This is a genomic window from Bacillus sp. R45, assembly GCF_021729365.1.
GTDB classification, from domain to species: Bacteria; Bacillota; Bacilli; order Bacillales; family Bacillaceae; genus Bacillus; species Bacillus velezensis.
In genome coordinates this window covers 3,238,770-3,263,671 of record NZ_CP091421.1, presented here as the reverse complement: position 1 = coordinate 3,263,671, position 24,902 = coordinate 3,238,770, and the positions used below count along the sequence as shown (strand labels likewise).

Below are 24,902 nucleotides of genomic sequence, written 5' to 3'. Positions count from 1 at the left end.
TCATGCCATACATTGTTGATGTTTATGCACGCGAAGTCCTTGACTCCCGCGGCAACCCGACAGTTGAAGTTGAAGTATATACAGAAACAGGAGCTTTCGGCCGCGCATTAGTGCCAAGCGGAGCTTCTACAGGTGAATACGAAGCGGTTGAGCTTCGTGACGGCGACAAAGACCGTTACCTTGGAAAAGGCGTGTTAACTGCTGTTAACAACGTAAACGAAATCATTGCTCCAGAGCTTCTCGGCTTTGACGTAACTGAACAAAACGCAATCGATCAGCTTTTAATCGAGCTTGACGGTACTGAAAACAAAGGCAAACTCGGTGCGAACGCAATCCTTGGCGTATCTATGGCTTGTGCGCGCGCAGCTGCTGATTTCTTACAGATTCCTCTTTACCAATACCTTGGAGGATTCAACTCAAAAACGCTTCCTGTACCGATGATGAACATCGTAAACGGCGGAGAGCATGCTGACAACAACGTAGACATTCAAGAATTCATGATTATGCCTGTAGGCGCGCCTAACTTCCGTGAAGCGCTTCGCATGGGCGCTCAAATCTTCCACAGCCTGAAATCAGTTCTTTCTGCTAAAGGAATGAACACAGCTGTAGGTGACGAAGGCGGATTCGCTCCGAACCTTGGTTCTAACGAAGAAGCGCTTCAAACAATCGTTGAAGCAATCGAAAAAGCCGGCTTCAAACCTGGCGAAGAAGTGAAGCTTGCTATGGATGCTGCATCTTCTGAGTTCTACAACAAAGAAGACGGCAAATACCATCTGTCTGGCGAAGGCGTTGTGAAAACATCTGCTGAAATGGTTGACTGGTACGAAGAAATGGTTTCTAAATACCCAATCATCTCTATCGAAGACGGACTTGACGAGAACGACTGGGAAGGCCACAAACTTCTTACAGAGCGTCTTGGCAAAAAAGTTCAGCTTGTCGGTGACGACCTTTTCGTTACAAACACGAAAAAGCTTGCTGAAGGTATCAAAAACGGCGTAGGCAACTCTATCCTGATCAAAGTAAACCAAATCGGTACATTGACTGAAACATTCGATGCGATCGAAATGGCGAAACGCGCAGGCTACACTGCCGTTATCTCTCACCGTTCCGGTGAAACTGAAGACAGCACAATCGCTGACATCGCTGTGGCAACTAATGCAGGACAAATCAAAACAGGTGCTCCGTCCCGTACGGACCGTGTTGCGAAATACAACCAGCTTCTTCGCATCGAAGATCAGTTGGCTGAAACTGCTCAATACCACGGTATCAACTCTTTCTATAACTTAAATAAGTAATGTAATGGACGCCGGGAGAATATCTCCCGGCGTTTTTTTATGGTCCCGGGCTTTTCCCTCCTTTTTCATCATCTTCATTTGGTCAATAATATTCATTTTTCCCCTTTTTAAAGGAATCAGTGTTCTTCAATCGAAAGGGAAGAGGTGTTAATAAGAGGAGGGATTATGATGAAATTTTCATTTATGTCAGCCGCGGTGGCAGCAAGCGTCATATGGGGCGCGTCTGCCGGGCCGCTGTCCGAAACTCATGCTTATTCAACTGTGACCGCGCCGGTTTTTGATGCTGATGAGGCATTGGACACTATGCATGATCTGAGTGAAACCATCGGTCCGCGGGAAACCGGAACTGCGAAAGAAAAGGAAGCGGCTGAATACATATCGAATCGTCTGCGGGCTCAGGGCGCCAGTGTCAAAGTACAGTCATTTCCATTGAAAAAGTACTTTTCAGGTTCAGTCACAGCGGGAGATCATGAATTCCCGCTCCGCTCCGCTGATCAATCCGCTGTTGAAAAAGAGCTCAAAATAGAAGGCGGGATTTTTGACGGCGGCTGCGGATCACGCAATGACGTAACAGGAGCCAAAGGAAAGATTGCAGTGATACGCGAAGGAAAGATCCCCGTTTCTCAAAAGATCAAACATGCCGAACAAGCGGGAGCCAAAGCAGTCATTATTTATAATCAGACAACAAAACCGCTCGCCGTCCGTCCGCATACCGATAAAGGAATCACGATACCGGCGGCGGGTATGAAAAAAGAAGACGGTGAAGCATTGCTTCAGGAAAAGAAGGCAGTCATTCAATTTAAAAACTATAAAAACCGCACCTCACAAAATATTATAGGAACGCGCAAAGCGGCACAGGCCAACTCTTCTGATGCTGATATTATTTATGTCACAGCGCATTATGACAGCGTAAAAGGCGCGCCCGGAGCGGATGATAATGCCTCAGGCACATCTGCCGTTCTGGAAATCAGCAAGCAACTCAAACATATACCGAAAGACAAAGAGATCCGCTTTATCCTGTTCGGTGCAGAAGAATTATGGTCTGCGGGTTCATCTTATTACGTCAGTACACTCACGAACAATGAAAGAAAGCACAGCCGGGCCAATTTTAATGCCGATATGATTGCGACTGACTGGGAAGAAGCGAGTCAAATGTGTGTCACGACTCCTGACGGCAGGGAAAACCCGAGTGTCCGGTATGCTGAAAAAGCCGCTGAAAAATCCCGGTTGGTCAAGCCAAACCTGATTCAGCTCGGTTACTCAGACCATGTCTCTTTTTATGAAGCGGGGATTCCGTCGGCTAACTGGATTTGGCTCAGCCCCGATACACAGGAGCCGGGGCCCTGGTACCACACCGAAAATGATAATATGAAACACATCAGCAAAGAACGGCTAGAGAAAGCTGGAGCACTCGTTTCCGCGGCAGTAACTGAGGCAATGAAGGAATAAAAAACAGGCTGCGGCCTGTTTTTTTATATTATTTTCTGTATATTCTATCAATTAAGGGAGATTTTCTCACTCGTTACCAGATATATACCATTTAACAGGATTTTATTTTACAAATAAAAGAAAAATAAATAGATAATACCTAATTCACAAAAGGATGTAAAACTCATTTATCAAATTTTAACTTTTGTTATAATTGCGATATCGATCGATATTTGTTTTAAATTGTAAAAAACAATACTCTTTTCTATCTATTAGGGGGCGAAAAATGAATACTGTCACAAAAGAAGCCAGCAACCTTGGTCAAAAACGGCTGTTACATCTGATTGAAACGAAGCAGGCGATAGTAGGCGTGTTAGGCATGGGATATGTGGGATTTCCTCTTGCGCTGGAATGTGTCGATAAAGGATACAATGTTATCGGATTTGACAAAAACAGTGAAAAGGTTTCCTTGTTAGCCGCCGGAAGCAGCCATATTCAAGATATAGAGGACGGCAGACTGAACTCGGCTTTACAAACAAAATGCTTTCAAATCAGCGCCGACATGTCGCTCATCCAAAAATGCGACATCATTGTGATATGTGTGCCGACACCCCTGAACAAAAAAGACAAGATCCCCGATTTAACCTACATCGACAGTGCAGTTGACAGCATGATCGCTTATGGAAGGCAGCATCAGCTTTTAATTTTAGAAAGCACCACCTATCCCGGAACAACGAAAAAAAAGATTGCCGACAGAATGGCATCAAGCCGCGGCATGAAAATAGGAACAGACTTTTTTACGGCTTATTCTCCGGAAAGAATCGATCCGGGCAACAGGCAATATGAAGTTTCAGATATTCCTAAAGTAGTCGGCGGAACCACACAGACTTGCACAGAACTTGCCTCAGCGTTTTACAACACCATTGTTACAAGCATTCACCCGGTCACCTCACCCGAAGTAGCTGAAACAGCTAAACTCCTAGAGAATACTTATCGTTATGTCAATATAGCTCTTATCAATGAAATGGCGCTTAATTGCCGTGAACTTGATATTGATATATGGGAAGTCATCTGCGCGGCGGACACGAAGCCGTTCGGCTTTCAAAAATTTATCCCTGGCCCCGGAGTCGGAGGCCATTGTATCCCGATTGATCCTTTTTACTTCAAATGGATCGCGAATGAAAAAGGGCTGCAGACAAAATTAATTGATCTGGCGGACGAAATCAATTCTAACATGCCGATTTCTGTCTCTGACTATGCTTTGAAACTGGCGGGCAAAGACAAATGCAGCATCTTAATAATAGGGGCCGCTTATAAAAAAAATACAAATGACCCGCGTGAATCCTCAGTGTTTACGATAATGGAAGAATTGATGGACAAGGGATGCGCGATTGATTATCATGATCCGTTTATCAGCGAGATTCGCTTGAATGACGGAAGCCGCAAACAATCTGTCCCTTTCACAAAAGAACAAATCAATCAGTACGACGTCATCATCATTCATACAGATCACGATGTAATCGACTACAGTATTTTGAAGGATGCCTCACCGATTATCTTTGACACAAGAAATGTATGCAGGGAAAAATCAGCCGACAATTGCAGAGTTGTCACTTTATAGGAGGGAACGGTCATTAGTAATCGATTTATCTCTTTTCACAGACCTGATATGACAAACGAAGAAATCGCAAGCGTAACCGAAACGATTCAGTCGGGCTGGATTTCGAAAGGCCCGAAGGTAATCGATTTTGAAAAAAAGCTGGGAGAATGTATTGGAGCCGAACACGTCATCAGCTGTAATTCAGGAACCGCTGCCTTACATATGGCTTTATTGGCGCTCGGTGTGGGAGAAGGCGATGAAGTCATCGTGCCGAGCTTCACGTTCTGTTCCAGCGTCAATGTCATCCTGCACGCCGGAGCCGTTCCTGTGTTTGCGGATATATGCGAGAAAAGTCTATGTGCCGATCCTGAAGATGTCAGGAAGAAAATAACGCCGCGCACAAAAGCGGTAATCGCGGTTCATTTTGCCGGCTATCCGGCTGATCTGGAAAACTTGCAGTCCATTTGTAAAGAAAACGGATTGTATCTGATTGAAGACGCCGCTCATGCGCTCGGTACAAAATATAACGGAAGCATGATCGGCACTCACGGTGATGCCGTGTGCTTCAGCTTTTATGCCACCAAAAATATTACAACGGGGGAAGGCGGAGCCCTCGTCATGAAAGACGAACAGGCCGCAGAAAGAGCGAGGCTGTACGGCTGGCACGGCATCACAAAAAATGCCTGGAACCGGTACGGTGAAAAAGGCAGCTGGAGATACGACGTGTTACTGCCGGGCTTTAAATATAATATGACGGATATTCAGGCCGCGCTCGGTCTGGTTCAATTGAAGCGCGCAAACGAAATTCAAGAAAAACGGGCACAGATCGCTCAATTTTATGTACGTGAACTGTCGGGCCAAGCTGATAAAGCAGCGCTTCCGCTTTCTGACATTCCGCACGGCATAACGCACTCATGGCATTTATTTATTTTGCGGATCCGAGAGAACGGCGGCATGGACAGAGATCTGTTTATTGAGAAAATGAAAGAAAAACAGATCGGGCTGAGCGTGCACTTTATTCCCGTGCATATGCATCCTTACTATCAAAAACATTTTCCGGCCGAGCTGCCGGTTACTGAACGTGTTTTCCGGGAGATCGTGTCACTGCCTCTTTACAGCCAGTTATCAGATGAGGATTGCAGCTATATTGTCAAGTCTATAAAAGAAGTTTTGACTATCAGCCAGGAGGTAGGATCATGAAACATATTGCGATTATCGGAGGAGCCGGTTTTATCGGAAGCGAATTGGCGGCATTATTACAGACTAAAGGTTATCACACCATTATTGCAGACCAAAAAGAGCCGGCTTTTGACACTGAATACCGCCAAACGGATATCCTTGACCGGACGTCTCTCCGCGAATCACTGCAGGGAGCGGATGCGGTTGTCCATTTGGCGGCAATGGTCGGTGTAGACAGCTGCCGAAGCAATGAAGAAGACGTCATACGGGTTAATTTTGAAGGAACGAAAAATGTCACCGAGGTATGCGGTGAATTGGGAATCAGAACACTTCTTTTCTCATCGAGCTCAGAAGTATTCGGAGATTCACCTGATTTTCCTTATACCGAGACAAGCAGAAAGCTTCCGAAATCGGCTTACGGAAAAGCCAAACTGCAATCAGAGGAATATTTGAGAGAACAGGCTTCCGACAAGCTTCATATTCGGGTCGTCCGGTACTTTAATGTATACGGGCCGAAACAGCGCGAGGATTTTGTCATCAACAAGTTTTTCAGCCTGGCCGAGAATGGCTCTGAGCTGCCTCTTTACGGGGACGGCGGACAAATACGCTGCTTCAGCTACATCAGTGATATCGTCACCGGAACTTATCTCGCGCTCATTCATGAAGGAGCAGTCTTTGAAGACTTCAATATCGGAAACGACCAGCCGATCACGATAAAAGAACTGGCTGAAAAAGTCAATGTGCTCTCTGGCAGAGAGAAGGATAACTATCTGTTTAAAAAGCTGGGCGAAGACGGCGTGAGGGGAAAAGACATCGAGATTTTTAAACGGGCGCCGTCAATCGAGAAGGCGAAACGTTTACTCGGTTACGCTCCAAAAGTAAGTCTGAATGAAGGCCTGGAGATCATAAAAGATGAAAGACAAAAGCACAAACTTTCACTTTCCTGAAAACCCGGAAGTAGTCAAATATCCCGTTTATCCCGGACAGCTTTCCGTCAGGGGCCGTCTGCGCGCGGTGAAGCACTTGCTTACTGGCGGACAAAGCGGACTGACTGAAAAACTGGAAAAACGGTACGGAAAAGGGGTTGTGCTGACCTCCAGCGGCAGTGCGGCACTGGTGCTCGCCTTAACTTATTCGGGAGCCGGGCCGGGGAAAGAAGTGATTTTCTCATCCTTCAGCTGCCCGAATGTCATTGATGCCGTATTGCAATCCGGTGCAACGCCTGTTTTTGCGCAGCTGGATGAGCATCTTTCTTTATCGTTTGAGGATGTCAAAAAAAGAGCGACGCGGCAGACGTGTGCGGTTATCCTCACGCACGTATACGGCCGGAGAGAAAATACCGCCATCATTGACTGGGCGAAGGAACACGGTATTTTTGTCATTGATGATGCCGCTCAAGCCATGTTTACAAAACAAGCGGATACATATGCCGGCGGTCTGGGCGATTTCGGTGTTTTAAGCTTCGGCCCGTCAAAACCGCTTGCGAGTATCGGAGGCGGCGCGTTAATCGCGCCGAAAGAATGGCTTCGGCAAAAAGCAAATTTCCCGATGGAACAGCGCAGCCAAGTGGCAGCTGACTATCGAATTTATATCAGAAATCAAAGAATACAGGCTGTTATGAAACGGAAACGGCATCATCCCGTTTCATATATTTATAGGAAAGCGGGCGTCATGCCTTCCATGAAAGCCACTAAGCTCGAAGCTCTGCCGGATAAACCGGCTGTTGTACCGGTGCTTCGCATGCATCCGGCAAGGGAAGCCATTATTGAAGATCAGCTTTCACGTATGGATCAGCTTGTAACAGCTTCGCTCCGAAACTTACAAGCGGCGGGAGAAATCTTTATAAAGGCGGAAGAGACGTACGGCATAAAGATGATCCAGCCCCAAGAAGGAGAACATCTGAATTATTTAACGATTGTATTCCCCCGGGATGAAGAGCGGTACGGGTGTTCCGTTTATTTAGCTGAAAGAGGCATCCAAACATGCTGGAACTATCTTCCCCTCGGACGTATTCCGATTTATGAAACATATGCGGCGGAAGAAGGGGAAGATCCGCTTTGGAAAAGAGTTCTTTCTCTGCCGTTTAAACCTCCTCTTCAAAAGGAGCAAGTCAGATATATAGCCGAATCCGTTTTATCATATTGTGAGCAAAAGAATAAGACTGAATAGTGGTGATAACAATGCAAAAAACAGCAGTATGCACGAGCCGCCAGGCATGGGATCGGGCCGCTGACATGTATCAGGCGGGGTTGTTTCAAAGCTATGATTGGGGAATTCTCATGGAAGAGCTTCCCGGCACGTCATTTCACCCTGTCAGACTGACAACGGACGGAGGACAGGTCATCTATCTTCCGCTTTTTGAACAGAAGGGCGTATTATCCGGCAATATGATCGGATACGGCGGCGTTATTTCAGATCGCCCCATCTCATTTGAATGGCTTCAAAGTGAAATCGAGGCCATATTCGGCCGGAACATATCCCGGATGCTGCTGCCGTACGGTCAGACTTCTTTTACAGAAGAAATCGGGGAAGGGTGGACGGAAAAGGCGACACGGATTCTTACGCTTCCGGACACGTTTGACGAACTTTGGACGGGCATTTCCGGAAAAGCCCGGACGGCAGTCAGATACGCTGAAAAAGAGAATATTGTCACCAGGCTGATCGGGCGACAAGAACTTGAATCATTTTACGAACTCTACAAGGAGCATACGGCGGCAATCGGCGCTGCTTATGTGCTGAGCCAAGGATTTTTCCAAAAACTGCTTGACACGTTTGCTGACCGGATGTTTTGGGTCGGAGCATATCAGGATGAGACGCTGATCAGCAGCAGTATTTTTCTCTATGACCGCTCTCATTTCTATTATTGGCAGAATGTAAACAGCCTTGCGGGAAAAAAAGCGCAGGCCTCTTACTTGTTGATGCGTGACGCTTTGCAATTCGCCATTTGCCGCAAGCTTCAATGGGCTGATTTTGGCTATTCACACAGTAAAGAAATCGCAAGACCGAAACGATATTGGGGAGCTGAAGAAAAACAATGCCGACTTTTTACGAAACCGGAATGAAAACAATAAGCGGCCATCAATCCAGTTATCTGCCGTGGTACGGTTTTTTTGAAAAAATGTATAAGTCGGATCTGTTTGCCATTCATGACACGGCTCAATTTGAGAAAAAAGGGTTTCTGAACCGCAACAGAATCAAAACGCCGCAGGGCCCCAGATGGCTGACGGTGCCTTTGCAGATGAAACAATATAAAGACATAGAGCTTCGGCATATGAAAATCGACCAGACACAGGATTGGCGGAAAAAACATTGGATGGCGATTAAGATGAACTATGCGAAAGCTCCCTATTTTGAGCGGTACCAGCATTTTTTTCAAGATGTCTATCAGAGGGAGTGGGAATATCTCCATGATTTGAATATGCACATCATTGAATTTTTCCGAAAAGAGCTCCGAATCGAAACGCCGCTCTGTTATGTCTCTGAGCTTGAATGCCGGAAGGAGAAAAAAAGCGATTTTGTTTTAGCGCTTTGTCAGGAGCTGGGGGCGGATCGTTATTATTCAGGCAGTCAGGGTTCCGACTATTTAATAGAAAGCGATTTTGAAAGAAACGGAATTGTCATTGAGTATCAGCAGATCCGGCATTTTGACTATCCTCAATTATTCGGGGAGCATATCCCTCACCTCTCCATGCTTGATATGCTGATGAACTGCGGAGCGGATACAGCTGAAATGTTAGTTAAAGGAGGGCAATATGATGAAAGTAATGGTATTTGCAGCGCATCCCGACGATGAAATTATCGGCGTCGGCGGCACGCTCGCCAAACATGTCCGCCAAGGTGACAGCGTGTCGGCAGTCATTATGGCGGAAGGCAAGTCATCAAGAAAAACGGATTATGAGAAGCCTGAAGAGTCTGTTATGCAGCATTCTGCTCAAGAAACGGAACAAGCGCTCAGCACTTTGGGCATCCATGATTTTGTCAGGCTGAACCTTCCTGATAACAGAATGGATTCAATGGATTTGCTGGATGTCGTGAAGGAAGCGGAGAAACAAATCAATCGTTTTCAGCCTGACATTGTATATACCCAGTACGGCGGTGACATTAATATTGACCACTCCGTCGTATTCAGAGCGGTCATGACCGCAACCCGTCCGCTTCCCGGCCATACGGTAAAACGGGTTTTTGCCTATGAAACATTGTCTTCGACGGAATGGAATTATTGTCAGAAGGATCAGTTTCATGCCAATTTCTTCGTTAATATTGAAGACGAGCTTGAAACAAAATTGAAATCGATGGCGTGTTACGGCTCCGAGCTCAGGGACTTCCCTCATCCCCGTTCTTTGCAGGCGATTGAACATAATGCCCGTGTATGGGGAGCAAAATCGGGTTTTTCCGCTGCGGAAGCGTTTATGCTTGTGAGAGGAACATGGTGACTGTCCTATGATTGCTCAAATTCCGTTTTTCGGACTTGATCCGAAGCAAATCGATGAGAAATGGGTGGAAGCGGGATACGGTCTGGAAGCGAATATTTTTGACGGCCGCTCCTTTAGTGAAGCGGATTATCTCAAAACATTCAATCAGACGCTGGAATATGCAAAACAGCTTGATCCTTCATTATTGACGCTGCATTTCCCGACAGATCATGCCGATTATGTGCATGAAGATCACATCAAAAAACAGCTTTATCACTTTGCGGAGCTCGCTGTGAAATACGGCGCCAAAGGCATAACCGTTCATGCGAATCAATTTATGACGGTTGAGGAATTTCAAGTGTATGACCTGGAAGGAAACCGTAAAAAAATCATTGAGTTTTTCGCAGAGTTTGATGAGCAGCTGAAAGGGACGGACATTTGGATCGGTGTGGAAAACCTTCCGATCATCGGGAATCTGGGAGAGGATTTTGATCCGATTTTCATTTATCCTGAGGATTTTACAGAGCTGGTTCAGCTGGATCTGAAGCATGTCGGTATTACGTGGGATCTGTGCCATTGGGCGATTACCTATCAGACTCACTTGTCTTCCGCGCTTATGTTCAGAAATGACCAGCTGAGATACCCGGATTTCTTTCAGTTTCTCTCGATAAAAGAGAGCATTAAACATTATCACTTCAGCTCATTTCGCCAGCTTGCGTTCCCGCATGGCGGCGTCCGCTGTTTTGAGGGCCGCCATCCGAGTGAAGGGACGATCGCTGAGGAGCTGCTGAGACGGGCTGCCGATACTTTGCAGGAGCTTTATCGGAATCAAGATACCGGCATTGTATTTGAGGTGATGGAAGAGGATTATACCGAAAGACGGGAATCATGGAGAACGCTGGAATGGTTCGGCGGTGTTTCTGATGCCGAGGATCAAAAAAGGGCCTGATATGACATATCGAACACCGAACTATGCAAAGCTTTGGTGTGCGCAGGTGTTTTCTTCAGCGGCGGACGGTATTTGGCTTATTGCACTGCCGCTGTTAGTGCTGGAATTGACCGGCAGTAAAATTCTTGTCGGCGTTATTTCTTTTATCGAACTCGTGCCGTTGACATTTGGCGTGCTGGCGGGACCGCTGATTGATTTATTCCGAAAAAAGTCGATCTTGTATTTGTGCAATACGGGCCGGGCCGTCATCATGATCCTCTTGGCGGTGCTCAGCGCGAACGATTTATTAACCGTGTGGATAGCAGGGGTGTGCGCCTTTTGTCTATCTCTGCAATCGATGCTGTTTGCGCCGGCGAAAGTCGCGATCATTCCGCTGCTCGTCCGCAAACAGCATCTTGATCAGGCGACATCTCTGATCAATACGAGTGACTTGATCGGACTCATCGTCGGAAAACTGATCAGCGGAATCATGATTGCGGCTATTCCGTTCGGGCTGCTGTTTGCCATAAACGGAACTGCTTTTTTTATCTCCGCGGCATTTATCGCGTTCATTCGTATTTCAGAACAGCCCAATGAAAAAAGCAACGGGGCTGAAGATGTAAAAGCCGGCTACAGAATGCTGAAAGGAAATGCGGCATGGCTGACATCGGTCGGATACTTTTTCGTCGTAAATCTCGTCATTGCCGGTCTTATTTCAGTAATGGGGCCGATTCTTGCTGTGGAACGTTTTCAGCAGAACTATTCTGTATGGTTTGCCGTCATGTATTCAATGTTTCAGGCGGGGATGCTTTTGGGCAATCTGGCCGTATTTTTCAAATGGAATACAAAACGCTTGAACCGGCTGTATCCGCGGACGTTAACGGCAGCGGGACTGCTCATTTTGGTGCTGTTTTTTCCGCTTCACGGGTTTGAGTGCATCATTTTCCTGGTGCTTGGCATCATCATCTCGTATATTGATGTGCAAACGGTGCTGTATTTCCAAAAGACGGTTCCGGCCGCATATTTCGGAAGGGTTTTTGCACTGATTTTTTCCATTGTCAAAATGGGTGAACCGCTGTCTGCCGCTGTCTACACAGGGCTTCTGCTGTTGATGAATGCGGATTATATTTTTGCGGCGGTCGGACTGACCCTTACGATCGTTTTTGCTGTTTTTTCAGTCAGACAAGGGAGTCAAAGAAATACAGAGAAACAAGCGGATCAATCCGTCTGAATGGTAAACGAAGGGGCGCCGGTATCAGCCGGCGCCCTTTTTATCATAAATCCAAATAAAGCCGTATCATATCCCGGCATTGAATGCCGTTTTCAAAAATGTCTTCATCATAATGTCTGATAAAAAAATCATGGTCGACAGCCTGAATGCGGAATCCGCATTTTTGATAGAGTGACAGCTGATGAATACTGGAATTTCCGGTGCCGATTTCAATCGTGTCAGCTCCCGATTGTCTCGCTTTTTCAATGGCATCTTGCACCAGCTGTTTTCCGAATCCCCTGTTCTGCAGCGATTCTTTTACCGCGATGTTTACGATTTCTATCGTTTTAGGCCTTGTTTGCAATAAAACGTAAACCCCTGCAAGCTCGTCTGACGTCCAAGCCGTATAGCATTCTCCTCTTACAAGATAATCATCGACAATCTCTTTCGACGGATCGGCCAGCAGCAATAGTTCATACAGCGCTTCATCCGGCTCCGCGGCTTTTCGGATGCTCAGTTTTTGCATGTCCGTTTCTCCTCCTCCGTTATGATCGACAGCTATTTTTCAAAATAACTCCAAAATCATTCTACTTTATTATAAAATATGAAACATAGGAAAAGTTATACAAGTTTTGCAGATTGAATAGGAGGAAAGTCATGTTTTTTTGTAAGTATTGCGGCCGACAGAACAACGAAGAGGCGCATTTCTGTAAAGAATGCGGAAAACCGATCGGGAAAGGAAGCCGGCTTGAACGGCAGGCGGCTGTAAGAGCGGCTGAACCTGCTTCACAAATGAGAAAGCCGATCCCTAAAAAAACGCTCTTCATATGGGGCGGCATAGCCGCAGCGCTGATCTTATTGATTGCCGCATATAAAACCGGAGCCTGGCTGACATCTGAAAAAAGGCTCACGGATCAATTCGAACAGGCGGTTCATGACGGGGACACGAAAAAGCTCTCAGCCCTGCTCACTCCTTCAGACAAAAAACTGAAGCTGAATGAGACCAATGTCAAACCGCTCCTTGCATACGCAAAGAAACACGATGAACTGCTGGAAACGCTTCGCGGCAATTCATCAGAAAAAGATGCGGTATACGTCAAAAAAGAGGGTAAAACCCTTCTTTTGTTTGACCATTACGAACTGAAAGTCGATCCGGTTTATTTCCGCGTCACCAGCAATTATAAAGGCGCCGATCTTTATATCAACAGCGAGAAAACAGGGACGGTCAAAAAAGCCGATGAAACCCAAATCTTCGGCCCGTATGCACCCGGTGTCTACACGGCGGAAGCCAAGCTTAAAAATGACACGGTTGACGTTGTCAAAAAGCAAGAGGCAGAGGCGGCCGGCAGCCGGAATGTTGATTTTGATCTGCCGTTAGACGCCGAGGATGTGACGTTCACTCCGGCAGACAGCTTCAAAAGCGCGAAAGGCGATCTGCTGATAAACGGCAAGTCCGTCCATAAAGATCCGTTTACATCCGTTACATACGGTCCGCTCTTAACTGACGGTTCCATGACAGCCGCCGTGGAGGCTGATTTTCCTTGGGGAAAAATGAAAACTGCCGATGTTCCGATCAACGGTACTGATATGGAATTAACGCTTATCCCGGATCAAGATACACAACAAACAATCATGGACACGATTGTCAAAACAACGAAGCAGTATACAAAAGCGATGGCAGACGGAAATACCGATCAGATGACCGAGGCTGGTTCCGCCTGGAAAGAGCAGACGAAAGAAGTGGTATCCGGCATGAAGAGTTCCGGCACCTTTTTGAAAGATCAGTATAAAGAGACAAGCTTTGATCTGGATTCATTTGCGATTTCTCAAGAGAACGGCCGCTGGCAAGTAACTGTTACGGGTAAAGAGCTTCATGAGTCTGCTTATTTCGACGGGAATACGAAGCCTGATATGGAAGAGGCTGAGCCGAGCTTTCATTATGTACTCTCATATGATACAAAACATAAAAAATGGGTTTTTGAAAAAGCTGATCCAGCCTCAGATTCTTCTGGGACAAATGTAAAAAAAATAAAAAACGACCAGCCGAAAACCTATACATCCGCATGGGCATCTTCCAAAGGAAATACAGCTTCAGGCAGCGTGACAAACGAGCAAGTCACATCGTTTATGACTGATTACCTGACAAATCAATCAAGCGCCGTCAGCCTTAACAATTTTGCCATCATGGCGGGCAATTTAGAAGAGGGAAGCCCTTTGTATGCTGATCAGCAGAAACTGGTCAAAAAACTGTACAGCGAGGGGACGACTGAAGTATTTAATAAAGTGAATGTCAAAAGCTTTTCACAGAAAGGCTCTCATCTGACGATTCATACGTACGAGGAGTTTTATATTACGAAAGCCGGCGGCAGTCCGAAGCTCAGAACATACAATTGGACGTATGGCGGCGTTGTCAAAGACGGAAGAATTTATTTAACATCCATTCAATAAAAAAACCCCCGCGCCAATCAGGCGGCGGGGGTTTCCGTTTTTAAAAGAAGAAATAATTCATGAGTTCTTTCATATAATGCTTGATCGTGAATTGAAACGTTACGCAAATGATCAAATAGATGACGATAACAGAATAAATGATATCCGCCTTAGCAGTGAGCTGATGCTGATAGCTCGCCAGCATGAGCGGAGGCACGGCAAACGCCGCTCCTAAAAGACCGACAGCCAGAATGGTAAAGCAAACGGTTGTATGAAGCAGCATAAAAATGAGGGCAAGAAGCAAAATAGCTGTAAACGGAATCAAAAATGCTCCGAATCTGGACAGCGAATCTTTAAATGACACCTGCGCGCCGCCGGCCTTCAAAGCGATAAAAATCAAGAGATACAGGCAGAAAACGCATAATGCAAAGGTAAGCGCCGGTTTGATCACAACCGCGGTAAAACTGACGTCACGAAAGCCGTCTGATAAGAGAATATAAAACATAATCGGCGTCACCAGGCAGAAAAGCACCATGTTGATGATGCTGCTGACAAGCTGTTCCCCGCCTGTCGTTTTACATGTTTGATACGGTCTCTTTAACACATCAAGCACGAATAAGGCAAATTGCTTTGAAGCCTGCTTAGCCGCGGCGCCGGCCTGAGCGGCCTGACCCTGTGTTTGGCCTGCGCCTCCCTGCCCGGGCTGGGGCGCACCGCATTTTTCACAAAATTTTCCGCCATCAGTATGATGGCCGCATTGAGAACAATACATTCTAAAACTCCTTTTACAAGTAATATAGGGATTTTGTTCAATATTTACATTATAAAAGAAAATAGGACGGATGTAACGGAGTTTTCTAAAGATATATAAATCACCTTCTCTATGAATTGATAATAGAGAAAAAGTACCCATTATGGTAGAATTTTATTGGAGCTGATAGATATCATGTCTCTCGGCGCATTGATTCAGAGTGAAAAAGGAAATTAACGCATGCTAAAAAAATTGAAAATGCTTTATCGGCTGTTGAAATTCGGAAAAGGCTTATGGAGATAGCAAACAGAAAAAAACCGTCCTTACAAGGACGGTTTTTTTCTGTTTTCCGGATCGTCCGGCTGAGGTTATAAAAAGCAGACCCCGGGGTAAAAATCATGCATAAGAAACAGCGGAGAACAAAACATAACTCAATAACGGCAAGTCATAAGGAGGTACGCATGTTTTCATTCATCATTCATGTCTTCATTTCACTGTTTGCAGTCTCCAATCCCATCGGAAACGTGCCGATTTTTCTTTCACTGACGGAAGGATACCCGGAGAAAGAACGGACAGCGATCGCACGCAAGGCTTCCGTGCTGTCGTTTATCATCTTGGCTGCTTTTTTAATTTTCGGCCATCTGATCTTTAAACTGTTCGACATTAACATTCATGCCTTGCGTATCGCGGGCGGCATTTTTATTTTCGGCATCGCTTATAATCTTCTGAACGCGAAGAAATCTCATGTACAGTCTCTCCATCATGAAGAGAAAGGGGAGAGCAAGGAGAAAGCCGATATATCCGTGACGCCTTTGTCGATTCCGATTATCGCCGGACCCGGTACGATCGCGACGGTGATGAGTCTGTCGGCCGGCCATGGCGGCATCATCCATTACATCAGCGTGCTTATCGGCATTGCGGCCGTCATCGCGATGACGTTCATCTTCTTTCACTATTCTTCTTTCATCAGCAATAAGCTCGGGAAAACCGAAATGAACGTCATTACCCGACTGATGGGGCTGATTTTGGCGGTGGTGGCGATCGGCATGATCGGCGCCGGTCTGAAAGGCATGTTCCCGATATTGGTTTCCTGACTTAAAAAAGCAGCGCCCGGTTATCTTCGGGGGCTGCTTTTTTCTATTTTCGGCACATGCTGAAACACTTCTTCACTCTCAAAAAATTCTATCAAACGGCTCAGCCAGTCATAATAATGGAGCCAATCCGTCAGTTCATCCAAAAGCTGACGGGCTTTTTCTTCAATATCGGGACTGAGATTTTCCGATTCCAGAAGCTCAGTCAGCTCGCGGTTCAGCTTTTTATAGAGCATTTTGTTTTTGCTGACCGCCTTTGTCCAATTTGCCGTAAACAGGGAGATAAACGTCTGGTAATAATCACGCTCCACGTCGTAAAGGTCTTTGCGAACGCCTTTTTCAAACACTTTTTCCGCCAGATTGGCATCAGTCATTTCACGGACCACCTGGCTCATCCTCGTTTTGCTCATCCCGGTTGCCTCTGACAGCTCATTTAACGTCATCGGCTTGCGGTTCATATAAATAATACCGAGCACACGACCAAGTGTGGCCGGCATTCCGAATGTATGCATATTCTCGGCGATTCTCTCAATGAGATGCTCTTCAGCATGCCCGATGATATCAAGAGCGTTTTTTTCCACGGCTGATCATCCCTTCACTGGCTTTTCATGCTGACAATATATCATATTTTTTACAGTTGATGAAAAAGATGATGCGGCAGGATATGCGAGCTATCGGGAGCGATTGTAAGAACATCCGCATTGTCAGCGGGATAACATGAAAAAATACGTATATTGTATATAATTTCAACACATTGTAAACTTTTTATTTTACAAATTTCATCTTATAATAAAGATTATACTTTTCAGAAAAATAACGGAACCCTTCGGAGGTGCACGGATTGCTGAGATTAGAAAATGTATCGAAAGTCTATAAAGGCGGAAAAAAAGCTGTCAACAGCATTGATTTAAATATCGAAAAAGGCGAGTTTATTTGTTTTATCGGGCCGAGCGGCTGCGGAAAAACGACGACGATGAAAATGATTAACAGACTGATTGAGCCGTCATCCGGAAAGATTTTTATCGATGGCGAAAACATTATGGAGCAGGACCCGGTGGAGCTGAGACGGAAAATCGGCTACGTCATTCAGCAGATCGGACTTTTCCCTCATATGACCATTCAGCAGAACATTTCTCTCGTGCCGAAACTGCTGAAATGGCCGGAACAAAAGCGGAAGGAACGGGCGCGGGAGCTTTTGAAGCTCGTCGATATGGGCCCGGAATATTTAGACCGCTATCCTCACGAGCTGAGCGGGGGACAGCAGCAGAGAATCGGCGTGCTGCGCGCCCTTGCGGCGGAACCGCCTCTTATTCTTATGGATGAACCGTTCGGAGCGCTTGACCCGATTACACGGGATTCCCTTCAGGAAGAATTCAAAAAACTGCAAAGAACATTGAATAAAACGATTGTGTTTGTAACCCACGATATGGATGAAGCGATTAAGCTGGCTGACCGGATCGTCATTTTAAAAGCGGGAGAGATCGTTCAGGCCGGCACTCCTGATGACATTCTCCGGAATCCGGCTAATGAGTTTGTCGAAGAATTTATCGGCAAAGAACGGTTATTGCAATCAAGACCGGACATTGAGCGCGTCGAGCAGATGATGAACAAAAAGCCTGTCACCGTTACGGCGGACAAAACGCTTTCGCAGGCGATCCAAGTGATGCGGGAGCACCGTGTCGATTCCCTGCTTGTCGTTGATGACCTGAATGTGCTGCAAGGGTATGTCGATGTCGAGATCATTGATCAGAACCGGAAAAAAGCGAGCCTCGTCGGCGACGTGCTCCGCTCTGATCTGTATACGGTCGAGCAGGGTACACTGCTGCGTGATACCGTACGCAAAATTTTAAAGCGCGGAATGAAATATGTACCCGTCGTTGATGAACAAAGGCATTTAGTCGGAATTGTCACGCGGGCGAGCCTTGTCGACATCGTTTACGATTCAATCTGGGGCGAGGAAGACCAGCTGGTGACAGGCTGACAAGGGGAGGAACGCTTACAATGAATGAAATGATCAAGTTTTTGCAGACGAACGGCGGAGAACTGTTATATAAAACGTGGGAGCATTTATACATTTCGATCATCGCCGTCATATTAGGCATTGTCGTCGCCGTTCCGCTCGGAGTGGCGCTGACGAGAATGAAAAAGGGCGCAGGCGCCGTCATCGGCGCCGTCAACATTGTGCAGACCTTGCCGAGTCTCGCGATACTGGCGTTTTTTATCCCGCTGTTAGGCGTGGGAAAGGTGCCCGCGATCGTCGCGCTGTTTTTCTATTCGGTGCTGCCGATTCTCCGAAACACGTATACCGGCATTCAAGGCGTAAACAAAAATCTGTTGGAATCGGGAAAAGGCATCGGGATGACGGTCTGGGAGCAGATCAGGCTTGTGGAACTGCCGCTTGCGGTTCCGGTGATCATGGCGGGCATCCGCACATCCACCATTTATCTGATCGGCTGGGCGACGCTTGCTTCCTTTATCGGGGGCGGCGGGCTCGGAGACTATATTTTTATCGGCCTGAATCTCTATCAGCCTGAATATATTATCGGCGGTGCCGTGCCCGTCACCATTTTAGCCATTATCATTGATTATCTGCTGGCGGCGACGGAACGGAAGGTGACGCCGAAAGGGCTGAAAGGACTGAAGGAAGTATCATAAGGAGTTGGCTGTTTTGAAAAGAAACCAAAAGAGATGGATGTGCGCACTGGCGCTGTCAGCTGCTCTGCTTCTGGGCGGCTGTTCCCTTCCCGGCCTGAGCGGGGCTTCCGATGATACGATTAAAATCGGGGCGCAAAGCATGACGGAATCAGAAATTATCGCCAATATGCTCGCACAGATGATTGAGCACAATACAGACTTGAATACGGCATTAATTAAAAACCTCGGATCGAACTATGTCCAGCAGCAGGCGATGCTCGGCGGTGAAATCGATATCGCCGCGACGCGCTACTCGGGAACGGATTTAACGAGCACCCTCGGCATGGAAGCGGAAAAAGACCCGAAAAAAGCATTATCTATCGTCCAGAAGGAATTTGAGAAGCGCTTCCATTACAAATGGTTTGATTCTTACGGATTTGAGAACACATACGCTTTTACCGTCACGAAAGAGCTTGCGGAAAAAGATCATTTAGACAAAGTGTCCGATATTAAGAAGCATGCGGATCAATTTAAGCTAGGTGTAGACAATGCGTGGCTGAAAAGAAAAGGCGACGGCTATAAGGGCTTCACCGACACGTACGGTTTTGAATTCGGCACAACCTATCCGATGCAGATCGGACTTGTATACGATGCCGTGAAAAACGGGAAAATGGACGCCGTCCTCGCTTATTCAACGGACGGAAGGATTAAAGCGTACGATCTGAAAATTTTAAAAGACGACAAGCAGTTTTTCCCGCCGTATGACTGTTCGCCGGTCATTCCCGACAGCGTGCTGAAGCAGCATCCTGAACTGAAGGGCATTGTGAATAAACTGATCGGCAAAATCGATACGGAAACGATGCAGGAATTGAATTACGAGGTGGACGGCAAGCTGAAAGAACCGTCCGTCGTCGCTAAAGAATTTTTGGAGAAACATCATTATTTTGAATAAGAAATGAGGTGGGGCAAATGGAAGTGCTGCAGCAGCTCGGCACTTATTATTCTCAAAACGGCGCCTATGTGCTTCAGGAGTTTTACCGCCATTTTCTCATGTCGGTATACGGCGTTTTATTTGCGGCGATCGTAGGGGTCCCGCTCGGCATCTTCATTGCCAGGTACAGAACTTTAAGCGGCTGGGTATTCGCGGTGACAAACGTGATTCAGACCGTGCCGGCGCTCGCGATGCTTGCGGTGCTGATGCTCGTCATGGGGCTCGGCGCCAATACGGTGATTTTGTCGCTGTTTTTATATTCGCTTCTTCCGATCATCCGGAATACGTACACAGGAATCGCCAGCATTGAACACGCTTATCTTGAATCGGGAAAAGCGATGGGCATGACCAAATTTCAGGTGCTCCGCATGGTGGAACTGCCGCTTGCGCTTTCCGTCATCATGGCGGGGCTGCGGACGGCCCTTGTCATCGCGATCGGCATTACGGCAATCGGAACGTTTGTCGGCGCGGGCGGACTCGGTGACATCATTGTCAGGGGCTCAAATGCCACGAACGGAACAGCGATTATTTTAGCCGGCGCCATTCCGACAGCGCTGATGGCCGTTATCGCAGATCTTGTGATGGCATGGCTGGAGCGGGCGCTGAGTCCGGTGAGAAAGAAAAAACGAACCAAAGCGCCGAATGCGGCATGAAAAAAACGCCTTGCGGGTCAGGGCGTTTTTTTCTTATGGCTTCGGAACATGCTTGAATATTTCTTCGCTTTCAAAAAACTCGATCAGACGGCTGATCCAGTTGTAGTAATCAAGCCAATCCTTTAATTCTTTCAGCAGTTCGTTGATTTTTTCCTCAGCTTCTTCCGGCACGCCGTTTTCAAGGACGGCCGTCAGTTCGCGGTTCAGTTTTTTATGCATCATCTTATTTTTGCTGACGACCTTGCTCCATGTGGCCGTAAACAGCGTAATAAAGGTTTGGTAATAATCCTGCTCGACGTCGTATAAATCTTTGCGGACGCCTTTTTCAAACACTTTTTCCGCCAGATTGACGTCAAGCATTTCACGGACCGCCTGGCTCATTCTCGTTTTGCTCATGCCGGTCGCTTCTGATAATTCAGTTAAGGTCATCGGCTTGCGGTTCATATAAATAATGCCTAAAATGCGCCCCACCGTCGCGGGCATTCCGAATGTATGCATATTTTCAGCGATTCGTTCTATCAAATGATCTTCAGCTTGTTCGATTACGTGTAACGGATCTTTCTCCAACAGTTTCAATCCTTTCAGTCAGCAATTCCGATGTCAATATACCACATTTTTAAACCGGCGGAAATGCTCTTCCGAGAGAATTTGGCAGTAATTCGGAGCAATAAGAAGAACTTTGCCGGTCAATACGGGTAAATCAGTGCTTACACAACCTTTATATATAATATGGACAAATTGTAAACTTTTTAATTTACAAAGTTTAATTTATAATGGGAAACGTTCAATTGTCTGAAAAGTTAAATTTGAATTTAACGATTTGAACAAATTTAATATCGGAGGTGTGAGTGTTTGCTGACATTAGAAAATGTCTCGAAAACGTATAAAGGCGGGAAAAAAGCCGTCAACAGCATCAACCTGAATATCGACAAAGGCGAATTTATTTGTTTTATCGGACCGAGCGGCTGCGGCAAAACGACGACGATGAAAATGATCAACCGCTTAATTGAACCGACAGAAGGCAGAATCCTGATAGAGGGCCGAAACATTATGGAACAAGACCCGGTGGAACTCAGAAGAAGCATCGGCTATGTCATCCAGCAGATCGGGCTGTTTCCGCATATGACCATTCAGCAGAACATTACGCTCGTTCCGAAGCTTTTAAAGCATTCTGCCGAAAAACGGAAGGAACGGGCGCGGGAGCTTTTAAAGCTCGTTGATATGGGGCCTGAATATTTAGACCGTTACCCTCATGAACTGAGCGGAGGACAGCAGCAGCGAATAGGTGTATTACGGGCACTTGCCGCAGAGCCGCCGCTTATCTTAATGGATGAACCGTTCGGGGCGCTTGACCCGATTACGAGAGATTCCCTTCAGGAAGAATTTAAAAAACTGCAAAAAACCTTACATAAAACCATCGTATTTGTTACCCATGATATGGACGAAGCCATCAAGCTTGCGGACAGAATCGTCATTCTGAAAGCGGGAGAAATCGTCCAGGCCGGAACGCCTGATGAGATTCTCAGATTTCCGGCGAATGAATTTGTTGAGGAGTTTATCGGCAAGGAACGGCTGATTCAATCATCCAGCCCTGATATTGAACGGGTGGAGCAGATCATGAATCCCGATCCCGTGACGGTAACACCTGAGAAAACACTGTCAGCCGCCATTCATCTGATGCGTGCCGAGCGGGTGGATTCGCTGCTCGTCATTGATGAAAAGAACGTTCTCCAAGGTTATGTCGATGTGGAGATGATTGACCGCAAACGAAGACAAGCGGTAACCGTCGCGGAAGTGCTTGAACGGGATCTGTACACGGTCAGAAGCGGCACTCTGCTTCGCGACGCCGTCCATAAAATTTTAAAAAGAGGCGTGAAATTTGTGCCGGTCCTTGATGAGGACGGCCGGCTAACGGGAATCGTGACAAGGGCAAGCCTCGTTGACATCGTCTATGACTCCATCTGGGGAGAAGAGAATCAGCTCGCGGTGATGTCATGAGGAGGCTTCAATTGATATGAATCAGACCGTACAATTTTTACAGGCAAATGGAGGAGAGATGCTTTATAAAACATGGGAGCATCTGTACATCTCATTAATCGCCGTCATGGCGGGCATTCTCGCCGCCGTTCCGCTCGGCGTCCTGCTGACGAGGATGAAAAGAGGAGCCGGCGCCGTCATCGGCATCGTCAACATCATTCAAACCTTGCCGAGCCTTGCCATTCTTGCGTTTTTTATTCCGCTTTTAGGCGTAGGAAAGGTCCCGGCCGTTGCGGCGCTGTTTTTCTATTCCATGCTGCCGATTCTCAGAAACACGTATACGGGGATTCTCGGCGTCAATCGGCACCTTCTGGAATCGGGAAAAGGAATAGGCATGACGGCATGGGAGCAGATCAGGCTTGTAGAGCTCCCGCTTGCCGCCCCGGTCATCATGGCGGGCATCAGGACGTCTTCGATTTATTTAATCGGCTGGGCGACGCTCGCCTCCTTTATCGGCGGAGGCGGGCTGGGAGATTACATTTTTATCGGCTTGAACCTTTATCAGCCGGAGTATATTATCGCAGGCGCCGTTCCGGTCACGATGCTGGCGGCCGCCGTCGATTACATGCTGGGGGTGACAGAACGGAAAGTCACGCCTGACGGGCTGAAAAGCATAAAGGACGCTTTATAAGGAGGAGGTCTCACATGGGGAATAGATGCAAAAAACGGCTGCTCGCAATCGCCTGTCTCGGCATGCTGCTCCTTGGCGGATGCTCGCTCCCGGGATTGAGCGCCGCATCGGAGGACACCATTAAAATCGGCGCGCAAAGCATGACCGAATCGGAAATCATCGCAAGCATGCTCGGACAGATGATCGAACATCACAGCGGGTTGAAAACATCCGTTATTAAAAATCTCGGCTCCAACGCCGTACAGCAGCAATCCTTGATCAACGGTGATATTGATATCGCCGCGACGCGCTATACAGGAGACGCGCTGACCGGGACGCTTCGCATGGAGCCGGAAAAAGACCCGGACAAAGCGCTGCGGCTCGTTCAGCGTGAATTTCAAAACAGATATGACATGAAATGGTTTGATTCTTACGGCTTTGATAATACATACGTCTTTACCGTTTCCGGACAGCTTGCCAGCAAGTACCATTTAGAAACGGTATCCGATGTCAAAAAAGAAGCATCCCATCTGAAATTCGGCGTAGATAACTATTGGATGAAGCTGAGAGGCAACGGATATCAGGATTTTATGAAAACATACGGAATGTCATTTGAAGGCACGTATCCAATGCAGATCGGCCTCGTATACGACGCGCTGAAAAGCAGAAAGATGGATATCGCGCTCGCTTATTCCACCGACGGAAGAATCATCGCTTACGGACTGAAAACGCTGAAGGATGATAAGCGGTTCTTTCCTCCGTATGACTGTTCACCCGTCGTTCCGGATCATGTATTAAAAGAGCATCCCGAACTGGAGGGCGTGATCAATAAAATGATCGGCGCGATTGATACAAAGATGATGCAGAAAATGAATTACGAAGTTGACGGCCGATTAAAAGAGCCGTCCGTCGTGGCCAAGGAATATTTAGAAAAACATCATTACTTTGAATAACGGAAAGGAGATGTGCGGATGGACACGATGAAAGAGCTGTTTACGTATTACGCTCAAAACGGCAGCTATGTTCTGTATGAGTGCTGGCGGCACTTTCTCATGTCGGCGTACGGCGTCGTTTTCGCCGCCGTTTTCGCCATTCCGGCCGGAATTGTGACAGCCAGGCACGGGCGTCTCGCCGGCTGGGTGTTTGCTGTGGCGAACGTGATTCAAACCGTTCCGGCGCTTGCGATGCTCGCCGTCCTGATGCTTGTCATGGGGCTCGGCGCCAATACGGTCATCACGGCTTTGTTTTTGTATTCACTGCTGCCGATTCTCAGAAATACGCACACGGGCATTATCAATATCGAGCACGCTTATCTCGAGTCGGGAAAAGCGATGGGCATGACGAAATATCAAATCCTTCGTATGGTGGAGCTGCCGCTTGCGCTTTCCGTCATTATGGCGGGTCTCCGAACGGCGCTCGTCATTGCCATCGGCATCACGGCGATCGGCACTTTCGTCGGCGCAGGCGGTCTCGGGGATATGATCGTCAGAGGCTCGAACGCGACAAACGGAACCGCCATTATTCTGGCGGGCGCCATTCCGACCGCGCTGATGGCGGTGGCCGCAGACCTGCTGATGGCGTGGCTGGAACGAGCCCTCAGCCCTGTGAAAAAACAAAAAAGAAAGCTGATCGTACGCTCAGCCTCATGAAAAAAAG

The 24,902-nt window shown here is 47.1% G+C and carries 25 protein-coding genes; 21 read left to right on the top strand and 4 right to left on the bottom strand.

Features of this window, described 5'->3' with window-relative positions:
* Positions 1–2 precede the first annotated feature (2 nt).
* The 11 genes from eno (at position 3) to L3V45_RS16100 (ending at position 12,073) form a co-directional block, all read left to right on the top strand.
* The gene (gene eno, locus L3V45_RS16150; protein ID WP_003151625.1) at positions 3–1,295 is read left to right on the top strand and encodes a phosphopyruvate hydratase; all 1,293 of its coding nucleotides are present in this window, start codon (positions 3–5) and stop codon (positions 1,293–1,295) included.
* 168 nt (positions 1,296–1,463) lie between these two features.
* Positions 1,464–2,744, top strand: a complete 1,281-nt coding sequence (locus L3V45_RS16145) for a M28 family peptidase (protein WP_043867438.1) — start codon at positions 1,464–1,466, stop codon at positions 2,742–2,744.
* A 265-nt stretch (positions 2,745–3,009) separates the two neighbouring features.
* Complete coding sequence (locus L3V45_RS16140) at positions 3,010–4,344, top strand: nucleotide sugar dehydrogenase (RefSeq protein WP_236837092.1); 1,335 nt, start codon at positions 3,010–3,012, stop codon at positions 4,342–4,344.
* 48 nt (positions 4,345–4,392) lie between these two features.
* On the top strand, positions 4,393–5,523 hold the full coding sequence (locus L3V45_RS16135; RefSeq protein ID WP_003151629.1) for a DegT/DnrJ/EryC1/StrS family aminotransferase: 1,131 nt from the start codon (positions 4,393–4,395) through the stop codon (positions 5,521–5,523).
* Complete coding sequence (locus L3V45_RS16130; RefSeq protein WP_003151630.1) at positions 5,520–6,449, top strand: NAD-dependent epimerase/dehydratase family protein; 930 nt, start codon at positions 5,520–5,522, stop codon at positions 6,447–6,449. The genes L3V45_RS16135 and L3V45_RS16130 overlap by 4 nt, the downstream gene beginning before the upstream one ends.
* Positions 6,415–7,671 (top strand): aminotransferase class V-fold PLP-dependent enzyme, encoded by a 1,257-nt coding sequence (locus L3V45_RS16125; protein WP_003151631.1) that lies wholly within the window; start codon positions 6,415–6,417, stop codon positions 7,669–7,671. Before L3V45_RS16130 ends, L3V45_RS16125 begins: the two co-directional genes overlap by 35 nt.
* An 11-nt stretch (positions 7,672–7,682) precedes the next feature.
* Positions 7,683–8,564: a GNAT family N-acetyltransferase gene (locus L3V45_RS16120; protein ID WP_015387692.1), complete on the top strand. Its 882-nt coding sequence runs from the start codon at positions 7,683–7,685 to the stop codon at positions 8,562–8,564.
* Positions 8,537–9,295: a WbqC family protein gene (locus L3V45_RS16115; RefSeq protein WP_003151633.1), complete on the top strand. Its 759-nt coding sequence runs from the start codon at positions 8,537–8,539 to the stop codon at positions 9,293–9,295. The genes L3V45_RS16120 and L3V45_RS16115 overlap by 28 nt, the downstream gene beginning before the upstream one ends.
* The gene (locus L3V45_RS16110) at positions 9,258–9,935 is read left to right on the top strand and encodes a PIG-L deacetylase family protein (RefSeq protein ID WP_003151634.1); all 678 of its coding nucleotides are present in this window, start codon (positions 9,258–9,260) and stop codon (positions 9,933–9,935) included. Before L3V45_RS16115 ends, L3V45_RS16110 begins: the two co-directional genes overlap by 38 nt.
* A 7-nt stretch (positions 9,936–9,942) precedes the next feature.
* Complete coding sequence (locus L3V45_RS16105; protein ID WP_015387694.1) at positions 9,943–10,863, top strand: TIM barrel protein; 921 nt, start codon at positions 9,943–9,945, stop codon at positions 10,861–10,863.
* Positions 10,838–12,073, top strand: coding sequence for an MFS transporter (locus L3V45_RS16100; RefSeq protein WP_003151636.1), 1,236 nt, complete (start codon positions 10,838–10,840; stop codon positions 12,071–12,073). The genes L3V45_RS16105 and L3V45_RS16100 overlap by 26 nt, the downstream gene beginning before the upstream one ends.
* Before the next feature lie 43 nt (positions 12,074–12,116).
* On the opposite strand, the gene L3V45_RS16095 is transcribed toward L3V45_RS16100, so the two are convergent.
* The gene (locus L3V45_RS16095; protein ID WP_003151638.1) at positions 12,117–12,578 is read right to left on the bottom strand and encodes a GNAT family N-acetyltransferase; all 462 of its coding nucleotides are present in this window, start codon (positions 12,576–12,578) and stop codon (positions 12,117–12,119) included.
* A 131-nt stretch (positions 12,579–12,709) separates the two neighbouring features.
* Here L3V45_RS16095 and L3V45_RS16090 point away from each other — a divergent pair, with 131 nt between their 5' ends.
* On the top strand, positions 12,710–14,500 hold the full coding sequence (locus tag L3V45_RS16090) for a zinc ribbon domain-containing protein (RefSeq protein ID WP_236837089.1): 1,791 nt from the start codon (positions 12,710–12,712) through the stop codon (positions 14,498–14,500).
* Between the two features lie 40 nt (positions 14,501–14,540).
* On the opposite strand, the gene L3V45_RS16085 is transcribed toward L3V45_RS16090, so the two are convergent.
* Positions 14,541–15,251 carry a hypothetical protein gene (locus L3V45_RS16085; RefSeq protein WP_015387695.1) on the bottom strand — a complete coding sequence of 237 codons (711 nt, stop codon included), beginning with the start codon at positions 15,249–15,251 and terminating at the stop codon, positions 14,541–14,543.
* Positions 15,252–15,691: 440 nt separating this feature from the next.
* Here L3V45_RS16085 and L3V45_RS16080 point away from each other — a divergent pair, with 440 nt between their 5' ends.
* A complete protein-coding gene (locus L3V45_RS16080) occupies positions 15,692–16,324 on the top strand; it encodes an NAAT family transporter (RefSeq protein ID WP_003151647.1) in 633 nt (210 codons plus the stop codon).
* 20 nt (positions 16,325–16,344) lie between these two features.
* On the opposite strand, the gene L3V45_RS16075 is transcribed toward L3V45_RS16080, so the two are convergent.
* On the bottom strand, positions 16,345–16,902 hold the full coding sequence (locus L3V45_RS16075) for a GbsR/MarR family transcriptional regulator (RefSeq protein ID WP_003151649.1): 558 nt from the start codon (positions 16,900–16,902) through the stop codon (positions 16,345–16,347).
* Between the two features lie 260 nt (positions 16,903–17,162).
* On the opposite strand from L3V45_RS16075, the gene opuCA reads away from it, so the two are divergent.
* From opuCA to opuCD, 4 genes are read left to right on the top strand one after another with little or no spacing between them, the layout of a single operon-like run.
* The gene (gene opuCA / locus L3V45_RS16070) at positions 17,163–18,302 is read left to right on the top strand and encodes an osmoprotectant ABC transporter ATP-binding protein OpuCA (protein ID WP_003151651.1); all 1,140 of its coding nucleotides are present in this window, start codon (positions 17,163–17,165) and stop codon (positions 18,300–18,302) included.
* Positions 18,303–18,322: 20 nt separating this feature from the next.
* Complete coding sequence (locus L3V45_RS16065) at positions 18,323–18,976, top strand: ABC transporter permease (RefSeq protein ID WP_003151654.1); 654 nt, start codon at positions 18,323–18,325, stop codon at positions 18,974–18,976.
* 37 nt (positions 18,977–19,013) lie between these two features.
* On the top strand, positions 19,014–19,907 hold the full coding sequence (opuCC, locus tag L3V45_RS16060; protein WP_088005516.1) for an osmoprotectant ABC transporter substrate-binding lipoprotein OpuCC: 894 nt from the start codon (positions 19,014–19,016) through the stop codon (positions 19,905–19,907).
* A gap of 17 nt (positions 19,908–19,924) precedes the next feature.
* Entirely contained in the window at positions 19,925–20,599 is a 675-nt protein-coding gene (gene opuCD / locus L3V45_RS16055; protein WP_003151658.1) for a glycine betaine/carnitine/choline/choline sulfate ABC transporter permease OpuCD, read from the top strand.
* 33 nt (positions 20,600–20,632) lie between these two features.
* Here the strand turns inward: opuCD and L3V45_RS16050 are convergent, their stop codons facing one another.
* Positions 20,633–21,166 carry a GbsR/MarR family transcriptional regulator gene (locus L3V45_RS16050; RefSeq protein WP_003151660.1) on the bottom strand — a complete coding sequence of 178 codons (534 nt, stop codon included), beginning with the start codon at positions 21,164–21,166 and terminating at the stop codon, positions 20,633–20,635.
* 285 nt (positions 21,167–21,451) lie between these two features.
* Here L3V45_RS16050 and L3V45_RS16045 point away from each other — a divergent pair, with 285 nt between their 5' ends.
* Genes L3V45_RS16045 through L3V45_RS16030 form a run of 4 tightly spaced genes read left to right on the top strand, consistent with a single transcriptional unit; the run spans position 21,452 to position 24,895 of the window.
* Positions 21,452–22,597 (top strand): betaine/proline/choline family ABC transporter ATP-binding protein, encoded by a 1,146-nt coding sequence (locus L3V45_RS16045; protein ID WP_003151661.1) that lies wholly within the window; start codon positions 21,452–21,454, stop codon positions 22,595–22,597.
* A gap of 16 nt (positions 22,598–22,613) precedes the next feature.
* Complete coding sequence (locus L3V45_RS16040) at positions 22,614–23,267, top strand: ABC transporter permease (RefSeq protein ID WP_003151662.1); 654 nt, start codon at positions 22,614–22,616, stop codon at positions 23,265–23,267.
* Positions 23,268–23,281: 14 nt separating this feature from the next.
* Positions 23,282–24,199, top strand: a complete 918-nt coding sequence (locus tag L3V45_RS16035; RefSeq protein WP_015387699.1) for an osmoprotectant ABC transporter substrate-binding protein — start codon at positions 23,282–23,284, stop codon at positions 24,197–24,199.
* Between the two features lie 18 nt (positions 24,200–24,217).
* Complete coding sequence (locus L3V45_RS16030) at positions 24,218–24,895, top strand: ABC transporter permease (protein ID WP_007613829.1); 678 nt, start codon at positions 24,218–24,220, stop codon at positions 24,893–24,895.
* Positions 24,896–24,902 lie beyond the last annotated feature (7 nt).